We start from the raw sequence: 11,995 nt of genomic DNA, 5'->3' as shown, positions 1-11,995 counted from the left end.
CGTCGGCTCCGCCCTCTCCAACGCCCGAGGACCCCGAGATCGTTCCGTCACGCGGCCCCCAGTGGCGGCGCCGGCGTGCCGCCCGCGTCGAGGTAGGCCTGCGGGGGGTTGAGCCGCTGCCCCGGGAAGCTTCCCTTCTCGTACTTCAGCAGCTTCCGCGCCTTCTCCGGGTCCGTCTCGCCCTCGCCGTAGGCCGGGCAGAGCGGCGCGATGGGGCAGGCGCCGCAGGCGGGCTTGCGGGCGTGGCAGATGCGGCGGCCGTGCCAGATCACGTGGTGGGACAGGTCGGTCCAGTCGCTCTTCGGGAAGAGCGCGCCGACGGCGGCCTCGATCTTGTCCGGGTCGGTCTCCTCGGTCCACCGCCAGCGCCGCACCAGCCGCTGGAAGTGGGTGTCCACGGTGATCCCCGGCCGGCCGAAGGCGTTGCCGAGGACGACGAAGGCCGTCTTGCGGCCCACGCCGGGCAGCTTGACCAGGTCCTCCAGCCGGCCGGGCACCTCGCCGCCGAACTCCTCGGCGAGGGCCTTGGACAGCCCTATGACCGACCTCGTCTTGGCGCGGAAGAAGCCGCAGGGGCGCAGGATCTCCTCGACCTCCTCCGGGTTGGCGGCGGCGAGGTCCTCGGGGGCGGGGTACCTGGTGAAGAGCGCCGGGGTGGTCTGGTTGACGCGCAGGTCGGTGGTCTGCGCCGACAGCACCGTGGCGACCAGGAGCTGGAAGGGGTTCTCGAAGTCCAGCTCGGGGTGGGCGTACGGGTAGACCTCGGCCAGCTCGCGGTTGATGCGGCGGGCGCGGCGGACCAGGGCGGTGGGGGACTCGCCGGCCGGCGGCCGGACGGCGGCCTTCCCGGCGGGCACGGTCTTCTTCGCCGCCTTCTTCGCGGTCTTCGCCACCTTGTCCGCGGTCTTCTTCGCCGCCTTCCGCGCGGGCTGGGGCTCGGACTCCTGCACGGGCCGCGGCTCGCTCCCCTGCGCGGGCTGACGCTCGGTCTCCCGCGCGGGCTTCTTCACTGCCTTCCGCGCGGTCTTACGCACCGCTTTCCCCGCGGTCTTCGCGACGGGCGCGGCCTCTGCGGCCGGTGTGGCCTGCCGGGACGGCTGCTCTCCGGCGGCAGCAGTAGGCTTTTGAGACGATTTGCCTGTTTTACTACTTTCCTCGGGAGCGTGTTCGCCCACGGCGGAATCCCGACGTACAACCACCCGCGCAGCCCCCTTGGCCTGTGCTCTCACCGGCGACTTGGACACCCGGCCAGCCTAAAGCCCGGCACCGTGATCCGCTCCGGACCCGGCAGGGCGGCCCCCGATTGGACCCCTGACGCTTACCCCGGGACACCCGTGCGGCATCCTTGTGACAGATCACACTGTTAGGACCGTCCCGCAAAATGGGGAACACGGTCCCCTGACACACGGGGGAGCAAGATCCCCTGAGCAGGTCGACAAGGAGAGAACTCGTGGACGACGTTCTGCGGCGCAACCCGCTCTTCGCGGCACTCGACGACGAGCAGGCCGCGGAGCTTCGCGCCTCCATGAGTGAGGTGACCCTCGCACGCGGCGACTCCCTGTTCCACGAGGGCGACCCCGGCGACCGGCTGTACGTCGTCACCGAGGGCAAGGTCAAGCTGCACCGGACCTCCCCCGACGGCCGGGAGAACATGCTGGCCGTCGTCGGCCCCGGCGAGCTGATCGGCGAGCTGTCGCTGTTCGACCCGGGCCCCCGCACGGCCACCGCGACCGCGCTGACCGAGGTCAAGCTGCTCGGTCTCGGCCACGGCGACCTCCAGCCCTGGCTGAACGTCCGCCCCGAGGTGGCCGGCGCCCTGCTGCGGGCCGTCGCCCGCCGCCTGCGCAAGACCAACGACGCCATGTCCGACCTGGTCTTCTCCGACGTGCCCGGCCGTGTGGCCCGCGCCCTGCTGGACCTCTCGCGCCGCTTCGGCGTGCAGTCCGAGGAGGGCATCCACGTCGTCCACGACCTGACGCAGGAAGAGCTGGCCCAGCTCGTCGGCGCCTCCCGCGAGACCGTGAACAAGGCCCTCGCGGACTTCGCCCAGCGCGGCTGGCTCCGCCTGGAGGCCCGCGCCGTGATCCTGCTCGACGTCGAGCGGCTGGCCAAGCGGTCCCGCTGACCGGCCGCCGGGCCGGCGCCCGCGACACCTGACGGACCGGGCCGTCCCGCCGGGCGCCCCGGGAAACCGGCTGCCCGGGCCGGGCTCGCGCGGCACAGTGGGCGCATGCCCGACACCGTCCGCCGTCCCGGACTCGACGCCCGGGGCTTCATCGCGCGCGAAGGCTCCCTCGCGCGCGTGCAGGCCGCGTTCCGCCCGGTCGTGGACACCGTCCGCGCCCGCCTCCCGGACGTCTTCGGGCCCCGCCTGCACAGCGCCTACCTCTACGGATCGGTACCGCGCGGCACCGCGCGCGTGGGGCGCAGCGACCTGGACCTCCTGGTGTGCCTGCGCGACGAGCCCGGCGACCGCGACCGGGACGCGCTACGGGCCCTCGGGCGGCGGGTCGACGCGGAGTTCGCGCAGCTCGACGGCGTCGGCACCCTGCTGTACGGCCGGGAGCGGCTGCTGAGCGACCGGGAGCGGTACGACCTCGGCTGGTTCGTCGCCTGCCTGTGCACCCCGCTGCTCGGCGAGGACCTCGCGGGACACCTGCCCCGCTACCGCCCCGGACCGCTGCTCGCCCGCGAGACCAACGGCGATCTGGCCCGGTTGCTGCCGCGCTGGCGGGAGCGGATCGAGGCGGGCCCGGACACCGAGGAGGCCCGCAGGCCGCTCGTGCGCCACATGTCCCGGCACCTGGTCCGCACCGGCTTCACCCTGGTCATGCCCCGCTGGCAGGGCTGGACCAGCGACCTCGGGGAGATGGCCGAGGCGTTCGCCGGGTACTACGCCGGCCGGGCCGCCCAGTTGCGCGCGGCGGCCCGCCACGGCCGTGAGCCCGTCGGTGACCCGGAGGTGCTGCGGTCGTACCTGGACGACCTCGGTCCCTGGCTCGCCGGGGAGTACGCGCGCGTGCACGGCGTCAAGGCACCCCGGCCGGACTAGGGGCTCGGCGCGGCATCGGGTCGCCGCCCGCTGCGGCGCTCCGGCCGGGAGGCCCTAGATCAGCCCGTGCTCGCCGAGGTAGTCAAGCTGGGCGCGGACCGAGAGTTCGGCCGCCGGCCACAGCGAGCGGTCCACGTCGGCGTAGACGTGGGCGACGATCTCGGCCGGGGAGCGGTGGCCGTCCTCGACCGCCGTCTCCACCTGGGCGAGCCGGTGCGCACGGTGGGCCAGGTAGAACTCCACGGCGCCCTGGGCGTCCTCCAGCACCGGCCCGTGCCCCGGCAGGACGGTGTGCACGCCGTCGTCCACCGTCAGGGACCTCAGCCGCCGCAAGGAGTCCAGGTAGTCCCCGAGCCGGCCGTCGGGGTGCGCCACGACCGTCGTACCGCGTCCGAGGACGGTGTCGCCGGTCAGCACCGCCCGGTCGGCCGGCAGGTGGAAGGAGAGCGAGTCCGCGGTGTGCCCGGGGGTCGGTACGACCCGCAGCTCCAGGCCGCCGACGGTGATCACGTCGCCCGCGGCCAGGCCCTCGTCCCCGAGCCGCAGGGCCGGATCGAGGGCACGCACGCGCGTGGCGGTCAGCTCGGCGAAGCGGGCCGCGCCCTCCGCGTGGTCGGGGTGCCCGTGGGTCAGCAGGGTCAGGGCGATGCGCCGGCCGGCCTTCTCGGCCGTGTCCACGACGTTGCGCAGGTGGTCGTCGTCCAGCGGGCCCGGGTCGATCACCACGGCGAGGTCGGAGCCGGGCTCGGCGACGATCCAGGTGTTGGTGCCGTCCAGGGTCATCGCGGAGGCGTTCGGCGCGAGGACGTTGACCGTCCGCTCGGTGGCCGGGCCCGAGAGGACCCCGCCCCGCGGCTGGCCCGGCAGGACGTTGGCGTCGGTCATGCGGGACCTCCCCCCGCGGCCGGCGACGCGGGGGCCGCTTCGCCCGGCTGCCCGCCCGGCCCGGCGGCCGTCGCCGCCACCGCCGTCGGGACGTGCTTGGTGAACTCGTCGTGCCCGGGCCAGGACAGCACCAGCTCGCCGTCCCGGAGGCGGGCGCGCGCCAGCACCGGCGTCAGGTCGCGCGCGGGGGCCGCGGCCAGCGCCTCGGCGGCGGTGCCGTACGGGAGCAGCTGGCGCAGGGTGGCGATGGTGGGCGGCATCATCAGCAGCTCGCCCCGGTCGTACCCGGCGGCGGCCTCCTCGGGACGGATCCACACCGTGCGGTCGGCCTCCGTGGAGGCGTTCCTGGTGCGCTGCCCCTCGGGCAGGGCGGCCACGAAGAACCAGGTGTCGTAGCGGCGGGACTCGAACTCCGGGGTGATCCACCGGGTCCAGGCACCCAGCAGGTCCGAGCGCAGCACCAGGCCGCGCCGGTCGAGGAACTCGGCGAAGGACAGCTCCCGCGCGACCAGGGCGGCCCGGTCGGCCTCCCAGTCCGCGCCGGTGGTGTCACCGACCACCGAGTCGGGGCCGGGACCGGCGAGCAGCACGCCGGCCTCCTCGTACGTCTCCCGCACGGCCGCGCAGACGATCGCCTGGGCGCCCGCCCCGTCGACGCCGAGCCGCTCGGCCCACCACGCGCGCGGGGGGCCCGCCCAGCGGATCCGCCGGTCGTCGTCGCGCGGGTCGACACCGCCCCCGGGATACGCGTACGCGCCCCCGGCGAAGGCCATGGAGGCGCGTCTGCGCAGCATGTGGACGGCGGGGCCGTCCGGGGTGTCCTTCAGGAGCAGCACCGTGGCCGCGCGCCGGGGGGTCACCGGGGTGAGCGTGCCGTCCGCGAGCGCGCGGATGCGGTCCGGCCACTCCGGGGGGTACCACTGACCGTTCGCCATGGCCGGAGGCTATCCCGTACCGGGCGAATGTTCGAGAGGTGCCCGGGGCCGGCGGGGCCGCCCGCCCTAGCGGTCGAGTTCCACCTGGATCTCGACCTCGACCGGCGCGTCCAGCGGGAGCACCGCGACGCCGACCGCGCTGCGGGCGTGCACGCCCTTGTCGCCGAGGACCTCGCCGAGCAGTTCGCTGGCGCCGTTGACGACACCGGGCTGACCGGTGAAGTCGGCCGCCGAGGCGACGAAGCCGACGACCTTCACCACGCGCGCGATGCGGTCCAGGTCACCGGCGACGGACTTCACCGCGGCGAGCGCGTTCAGCGCGCAGGTGCGGGCCAGCTCCTTGGCCTCCTCCGGCGTGACCTCGGCGCCCACCTTGCCGGTGATCGGCAGCCTGCCCTCCACCATCGGCAGCTGGCCGGAGGTGTGGACGTACACGCCGGTACGCACGGCGGGCTGGTACGCGGCCAGCGGCGGCACGACCTCCGGCAGCGTCAGGCCCAGTTCCGCGAGCTTCGCCTCGACCGCGCTCATGCCTGCTTCTCCCGCTTCAGGTAGGCGACGAGCTGCTCCGGGTTGTTCGGCCCGGGCACGACCTGGACGAGCTCCCAGCCGTCCTCGCCCCAGGTGTCCAGAATCTGCTTCGTGGCATGGACGAGCAGCGGCACGGTTGCGTATTCCCACTTGGTCATGGGCCGACTGTAGCCGCTGTGACAGGAGGGTCGGAGCGGCCCACCGTGCCCCCGTTGTCCACAGCCTCCCGCGTGCATGTCGCCCGGACTGGTTAGGCTCGAAGACGTGAGCAGGCTCCAGGTCGTCAGCGGCAAGGGCGGGACCGGAAAGACGACGGTCGCCGCCGCCATCGCGCTGGCCCTCGCGACCGAGGGGAAGCGGACGCTTCTCGTGGAGGTCGAGGGCCGGCAGGGCATCGCGCAGCTCTTCGAGACGGAAGCGCTTCCGTACGAGGAGCGCAAGATCGCGGTGGCTCCGGGCGGAGGCGAGGTGCACGCCCTGGCCATCGATCCCGAACTGGCCCTTCTGGACTACCTCCAGATGTTCTACAAGCTAGGCGGCGCGGGCCGCGCCCTGAAGAGACTCGGCGCCATCGACTTCGCCACCACCATCGCGCCCGGTCTGCGGGACGTCCTGCTGACCGGCAAGGCGTGCGAGGCCGTGCGCCGCAAGGACCGGTCCGGCCGGTTCGTGTACGACTACGTCGTCATGGACGCCCCGCCGACCGGCCGCATCACCCGCTTCCTGAACGTCAACGACGAGGTGGCGGGCCTCGCGAAGATCGGACCCATACACAATCAGGCGCAGGCCGTCATGCGGGTGCTGAAATCACCGGAGACGGCCGTGCACATGGTGGCCATGCTGGAGGAGATGCCGGTCCAGGAGACCGCCGACGGGATCGCCGAGCTCCGCGCGGCCCGGCTGCCGGTGGGCCGGGTCATCGTGAACATGGTCCGGCCCGAGGTGTTGGACGCCGCCGATCTGGAACTCGTACGGACCGTGAAGCGTTCCTCGGTCGCGGGGGCGCTCTCGGCGGCCGGGCTGGGCGGGGCCCGGCGGGGCGGGAACGCCGAGAGACTGGTGGACCCGCTGCTGGAGCTGGCCGGGGAGTACGCCGAGCGGTACGCGCTGGAGCAGGAGCAGCGCGCGGTCCTCGGCGAGCTGGACCTGCCGCTGCACGAACTGCCGCTGCTCGCCGAGGGCATGGACCTCGCGGGCCTGTACGAACTCGCCACCGAGCTGCGGAAGCAGGGGTTGTCATGAGTCCGGACCGGGCGGAGGCGCGCCAGGCCCCCGAGGGGCGTACGACGACCGAAGCGCAGGAGGCCGCCCGGCGGCTGTCCCCGGTGCGCGCGCTCGACGTCGATCCGCTGCTGGACGACCCGAAGACACGGATCGTGGTGTGCTGCGGCGCGGGCGGGGTCGGCAAGACGACGACCGCGGCGGCCCTCGGGCTCAGGGCGGCCGAGCGGGGCCGCAAGGTGGTCGTCCTGACCATCGACCCGGCCAAGCGGCTGGCCCAGTCGATGGGCATCGACTCCCTCGACAACGTGCCGCGCAGGGTGAAGGGTACGGAGGGCGGCGGCGAGCTGCACGCCATGATGCTCGACATGAAGCGCACCTTCGACGAGGTCGTGGAGGCGCACGCGGACCCCGAGCGGGCCGCCGCGATCCTGGCGAACCCCTTCTACCAGTCGCTCTCGGCGGGCTTCGCGGGCACGCAGGAGTACATGGCCATGGAGAAGCTGGGCCAGCTCCGGGCGAAGGACGAGTGGGACCTGATCGTCGTCGACACCCCGCCGTCCCGCTCGGCGCTGGACTTCCTCGACGCGCCCAAGCGGCTCGGCTCCTTCCTCGACGGCCGGCTCATCCGCCTGCTGACCGCGCCGGCGAAGCTCGGCGGCCGGGCGGGGATGGCCTTCCTCAACGTCGGCATGTCGATGATGACCGGCACGCTCGGCAAGCTGCTGGGCGGTCAGCTCCTGAAGGACGTCCAGACGTTCGTGGCCGCGATGGACACGACCTTCGGGGGTTTCCGCACCCGCGCCGACGCCACGTACAAACTGCTCCAGGCGCCCGGCACCGCGTTCCTGGTGGTGGCGGCCCCGGAGCGGGACGCGCTGCGCGAGGCGGCGTACTTCGTGCAGCGGCTGGCCGCGGAGAAGATGCCGATGGCCGGTCTGGTGCTGAACCGGGTGCACGGCAGCGGGGCTGGCCGGCTGTCGGCCGAGCGGGCGCTGGCCGCCGCGGAAAATCTTGAGGACCGCCGCATTGTGGATCAGGCGGACGGGGAAGAAAGTTCTCGTAACTCTCCCGACCCGCAAGGCAGTTCACCATCTTCCGCGCCCGACGCCGCAGCCGGCGCTCCCGAGGAAGGCTCCCCCGCCGACACGGAGCGGTCCGTCGAACAGCTCACCTCGGGCCTGCTGAGGCTGCACGCCGAGCGCATGCGACTGCTCTCTCGGGAGCAGCGCACGCGCGACCGCTTCACCGCCCGCCACCCCGAGGTGGCGGTCGTCGAGGTACCCGCGCTCCCCGGCGACGTGCACGACCTCGTGGGCCTGCGCGACATCGGTGACCTGCTGGCGGCCGAGCGGCCACAGCACCGGGAACACACCGAGCAGACCGGGCACACCGAGCACGTGGAGCGTCCGGAACATCCGGAACGTCCGGAGCACATATAGACGCCCGCCAGGCACGCCTGGGCACGCGCGGAACGCCTGCCGACGGCGTGAACCAGGCGCGCCCGGCGCACGCAAGGCGCGCCTCCGGGCTCACACGGCGTACGCGGTGCACACGACGTACACGGTGCACACGGCGTACGCGGTCACGAGGACCGCACGCGAACGCCCCCGCGCACGCGGGACGACACGCTTGCACACGCGTTCGCTCCCCCCTCCGCGCACCCCTGCGCACGCAGCTCCGCACGGCTCACACCGGCGCAGCCGGCCGGAGTGCGCGGCGCGAGCCCGGGCACGGACACGGACACGAGCACGGACACACGGGCACGGTCGCCCGCCCCCGTAACCCGCCCCCGTCACCAGCACTCAGTCACCGGTGCCAGGCACACGCCGACGAGCGTTCCGGAGCGGAGCGGTGCGAAAGGGCGTGCGGGGGGACGCCCTCAGCTCACGGCCGCGTAGTTCTCGTACACCTCGTCGTTGTCGAGGGGCACGATCCCGGTGCCCCGCTCGTACTCCGAGCGGGCGGTTTCCAGCAATCTGCGCCACGAGGTCACGGTGGGCCGCCTGCGCAGCAGTGCGCGGCGCTCCCGCTCCGTCATGCCTCCCCACACGCCGAACTCGACGCGGTTGTCCAGCGCGTCCGCCAGGCACTCGGTGCGCACCGGGCATCCGGTGCACACCGCCTTGGCTCTGTTCTGCGCTGCTCCCTGAACGAACAGTTCATCCGGATCGGTAGTGCGGCAGGCAGCCTGCGCACTCCAGTCGGTTACCCAGCCCATACCGGCGCCGTCCTCTCCCGAATCGAGGCTCCCCCACGGCGGCAGCGGCATATTCACCGCCGCCAGTTGAGGACGTTACGGAAGGTGGGGACAGCGCAACACCCCCGTCGGGCCCAATCTTGAATGGCCCGAACGGACTATGGGTAAGCGGCAGATCACCCGCGGGAGTGAGCTGGCGACATCAGCGACGATCCCGGCATACCGGGACGGTCTCGGCACGTCACAGCGGGCGCCAGGCGGCACACGCGGCGGTTCCGGGCCCATCACCCTCGAAGAACGGCCGTGTTCCCTGGTACTTCCGGGCTGCGTCCGGAGCGCTTCGGGGACGCCGGACGTATGGGCACATGACCGCACCGCTGTGACAGTTGAGAGCAGCTTAGGCCAACGCCTGTGCGCCTGTCCGGCGAATGGCAACCTAGGCGTCCCGCCGCGCGGGGACGCGGACCGGCGCGGCGGCCCGGCGCGCCCCGGGCCGACCGGCGCACCCCGGCCGTACGTCACGATCCGGCACCCGGAACATCCCGAGAGGCAGTCGCTCCCTCCGAACGCTCAACAGTACGGATTAGGCTGGCCCCCATGCCAAAGAAGCGCTCGGGCGGTGGCCTCTCGCCCATGCAGCAGGCCGCCAAGTTCCTCGGTGTCAGTGTGCTCGCCGGAGCCGTCGCCGCGGGCATCGCGCTGCCCGCGGCCGGCGCTCTGGGCCTCGCGGCCAAGGGTTCGGTCAAGGGTTTCGACGACATCCCGGCCAACCTGAAGAGTCCCCAGCTCAGCCAGCGCACCACGATCCTGGACAGCCAGGGCGGCCAGATCGCGACCGTCTACTCCCGCGACCGTACGGTGGTCGACCTCAAGGACATCTCGCCGTACATGCAGAAGGCGATCGTCGCGATCGAGGACTCGCGCTTCTACAAGCACGGCGCGATCGACCTCAAGGGCGTGCTGCGCGCGCTGAACAAGAACGCGCGGGAGGGCGGGGTCGCCCAGGGCGCCTCCACGCTCACCCAGCAGCTCGTGAAGAACTACTTCATCGAGGAGGCCGGCGACGACCCGACCAAGGTCGCCGAGGCCACCCAGCAGACCCTGGGCCGCAAGGTGCGCGAGCTGAAGTACGCGATCCAGATCGAGGACAAGCTCGGCAAGAAGAAGATCCTCGAGAACTACCTGAACATCACCTTCTTCGGTGAGCAGGCGTACGGCGTCGAGGCCGCCTCCCAGCGCTACTTCTCCAAGCACGCCAAGGACCTGAACCTCCAGGAGTCGGCGCTGCTGGCCGGCATCGTGCAGTCCCCGAGCCGCTACGACCCCGTCAACGACGAGGCGGAGGCCACCAAGCGGCGCAACACCGTCATCCAGCGCATGGCGGAGCTCGGCGACATCTCGCCGAAGGAGGCGGAGCAGGCGAAGGGGAAGCCGCTCGGCCTGCACACCAGCCGTCCCAAGAACGGCTGCATCACCGCGGCGAAGGGCGCCGGCTTCTTCTGCGACTACGTCCGCCAGATCGTCCTCACCGACCCGGCCTTCGGCAAGACGAAGGAGAAGCGGGCCAAGCTCTGGAACCGGGGCGGCCTGACCATCCGCACGACGCTCGACCCGCAGGCGCAGGAGTCCGCGCAGGACTCCATCAAGGACCACGTCTACAAGAGCGACGCCGTGGCGACCGCCGCGACCGTCGTGGAGCCCGGCACCGGCAAGATCCTCGCGATGGGCCAGTCCCGCCCGTACGGCGTGAACACCAGGAACGACGAGACGACGATCAACCTGTCCGTCAACCACAACATGGGCGGCGGCCTCGGCTACCAGCCCGGTTCGACGTTCAAGCCGATCGTCGCCGCGGCGGCCATCGAGGGCGGGAAGCAGCCGACGCAGGAGTACTCGTCGCCGTACGAGATGAACTACCCGAGCCCGGTGTCCGCGTGTGACGGCCAGACGTGGCGCGACGACCAGAACAAGCCCACCAAGCTGACCAACGAGAACGAGGAGGAGCACGGCCCGTACGGCATGAAGGAGGCGACCGCCAAGTCGGTCAACACCTACTACGTGCAGCTGATCAGCGACATCGGCATCTGCCCGGTGGTCGACATGGCCAAGAAGATGGGCGTGCAGCGCGCGGACGGCCGGCAGCTGCGGCAGGCCCCCAGCATCGCCCTCGGCACCCAGGAGATGTCCCCGCTGACGATGGCGAGCGCGTACGCCGCCTTCGCCTCGCGCGGCACGTACTGCACGCCGATCGCCATCGAGTCGGTCACCAAGAAGGTCGGCAGCCAGCAGAAGTCCCTGGCGGTGCCGAAGTCGACCTGCTCGCGGGCGATGTCGGAGAAGACCGCGGACACGGTCAGCACCCTGCTCAAGGGCGTGGTCGAGGACGGCACGGGCCAGGAGGCCGGTCTCGGCAGCCGCCCGAGCGCGGGCAAGACCGGTACGACGGACGAGCGCTTCGCGGCCTGGTTCGTCGGCTACACCCCGAACATGGCGGGCGCGGTCTGGGTCGGCGACCCGCAGCACAAGCGCAAGATGACCGACATCACCATCGGCGGCGTCCCGCACGACAAGGTCTACGGCGGCCAGGTCCCGGGCCCGATCTGGCGCGACATGATGAGCGGCGCGCTGGAGGGCAAGCCCGCCCCCGACTTCAACCTGATCGACATCCCCGACGCGGAGGACGATCAGGGAAAAGGGGACAGCGGAGAGCACCGCGGGAACAACGGCGACAACGGTGACGATGGGGACACGACGGGGCAGGTCATCGGGGGACTGATCGGCGGGCTGACGAACGGGGGCGCCACTGACGGCGGCACCACCGGCGGCACGACCGCCGGCGCCCTCGGCGGCACGCTCCCGACGCCCACCTTCTCGGTCCCGGGAAACTTCCTCCAGGGCCAGGGCAACGGCGGCAACAACGGGAACGGCAACGGGGGCCGCAGGCACTGACGCCCGTACGGCACGACGGCGGGGCCGCACCCGGAGATCCGGGTGCGGCCCCGCCGTCGTTCGTGGGTGCGGGGAGGGGTGCCTGGACGCGGGGCGCGGCCCTTGGCGGGGGCGGCGCGCATCCCTGAGGGGGCATCCCTGAGGTGGGGCGTCCCCGAGGCGGGGTATGCCTAGGCGGGGGCTCGGCCCTGCCGGGGCCTCCGACGCTCAGCCGGACGCACC

The 11,995-nt window shown here is 72.4% G+C and carries 11 protein-coding genes; 5 read left to right on the top strand and 6 right to left on the bottom strand.

Annotated elements, in window-relative coordinates:
- Window positions 1-47: 47 nt before the first annotated feature.
- On the bottom strand, window positions 48-1,175 hold the full coding sequence (gene nth, locus ACZ4K2_RS27635; protein ID WP_467769977.1) for an endonuclease III: 1,128 nt from the start codon (window positions 1,173-1,175) through the stop codon (window positions 48-50).
- Window positions 1,176-1,450: 275 nt separating this feature from the next.
- On the opposite strand from nth, the gene ACZ4K2_RS27630 reads away from it, so the two are divergent.
- Window positions 1,451-2,125, top strand: a complete 675-nt coding sequence (locus ACZ4K2_RS27630) for a Crp/Fnr family transcriptional regulator (RefSeq protein WP_030734182.1) — start codon at window positions 1,451-1,453, stop codon at window positions 2,123-2,125.
- Window positions 2,126-2,230: 105 nt separating this feature from the next.
- On the top strand, window positions 2,231-3,052 hold the full coding sequence (locus ACZ4K2_RS27625; protein WP_467468009.1) for a nucleotidyltransferase domain-containing protein: 822 nt from the start codon (window positions 2,231-2,233) through the stop codon (window positions 3,050-3,052).
- Between the two features lie 54 nt (window positions 3,053-3,106).
- Here ACZ4K2_RS27625 and ACZ4K2_RS27620 read toward each other — a convergent pair whose 3' ends face one another.
- From ACZ4K2_RS27620 to ACZ4K2_RS27605, 4 genes are all read right to left on the bottom strand, one after another.
- On the bottom strand, window positions 3,107-3,937 hold the full coding sequence (locus ACZ4K2_RS27620; RefSeq protein ID WP_467468011.1) for an MBL fold metallo-hydrolase: 831 nt from the start codon (window positions 3,935-3,937) through the stop codon (window positions 3,107-3,109).
- Window positions 3,934-4,872, bottom strand: coding sequence for an NUDIX hydrolase (locus ACZ4K2_RS27615; protein WP_467468013.1), 939 nt, complete (start codon window positions 4,870-4,872; stop codon window positions 3,934-3,936). Before ACZ4K2_RS27615 ends, ACZ4K2_RS27620 begins: the two co-directional genes overlap by 4 nt.
- A 66-nt stretch (window positions 4,873-4,938) precedes the next feature.
- Window positions 4,939-5,403, bottom strand: coding sequence for a RidA family protein (locus tag ACZ4K2_RS27610; RefSeq protein WP_467468014.1), 465 nt, complete (start codon window positions 5,401-5,403; stop codon window positions 4,939-4,941).
- Window positions 5,400-5,561 carry a DUF4177 domain-containing protein gene (locus ACZ4K2_RS27605; RefSeq protein ID WP_003975360.1) on the bottom strand — a complete coding sequence of 54 codons (162 nt, stop codon included), beginning with the start codon at window positions 5,559-5,561 and terminating at the stop codon, window positions 5,400-5,402. Before ACZ4K2_RS27605 ends, ACZ4K2_RS27610 begins: the two co-directional genes overlap by 4 nt.
- A 106-nt stretch (window positions 5,562-5,667) precedes the next feature.
- On the opposite strand from ACZ4K2_RS27605, the gene bagA reads away from it, so the two are divergent.
- Window positions 5,668-6,645 (top strand): ATPase BagA, encoded by a 978-nt coding sequence (gene bagA, locus ACZ4K2_RS27600; protein WP_467468015.1) that lies wholly within the window; start codon window positions 5,668-5,670, stop codon window positions 6,643-6,645.
- On the top strand, window positions 6,642-8,066 hold the full coding sequence (bagB, locus tag ACZ4K2_RS27595; protein WP_467468017.1) for an ATPase BagB: 1,425 nt from the start codon (window positions 6,642-6,644) through the stop codon (window positions 8,064-8,066). Before bagA ends, bagB begins: the two co-directional genes overlap by 4 nt.
- 440 nt (window positions 8,067-8,506) lie before the next feature.
- On the opposite strand, the gene wblA is transcribed toward bagB, so the two are convergent.
- Window positions 8,507-8,845 (bottom strand): transcriptional regulator WblA, encoded by a 339-nt coding sequence (gene wblA / locus ACZ4K2_RS27590; RefSeq protein WP_063777071.1) that lies wholly within the window; start codon window positions 8,843-8,845, stop codon window positions 8,507-8,509.
- A 576-nt stretch (window positions 8,846-9,421) separates the two neighbouring features.
- Between wblA and ACZ4K2_RS27585 the strand changes: the two genes are divergently transcribed.
- The gene (locus tag ACZ4K2_RS27585; RefSeq protein ID WP_467468020.1) at window positions 9,422-11,773 is read left to right on the top strand and encodes a transglycosylase domain-containing protein; all 2,352 of its coding nucleotides are present in this window, start codon (window positions 9,422-9,424) and stop codon (window positions 11,771-11,773) included.
- Window positions 11,774-11,995: the final 222 nt, after the last annotated feature.

Source organism: Streptomyces sp. NPDC025833, from assembly GCF_055558055.1.
Note: the sequence above shows the minus strand (reverse complement) of the source record. Positions and strands in the feature narration are given on the sequence as shown.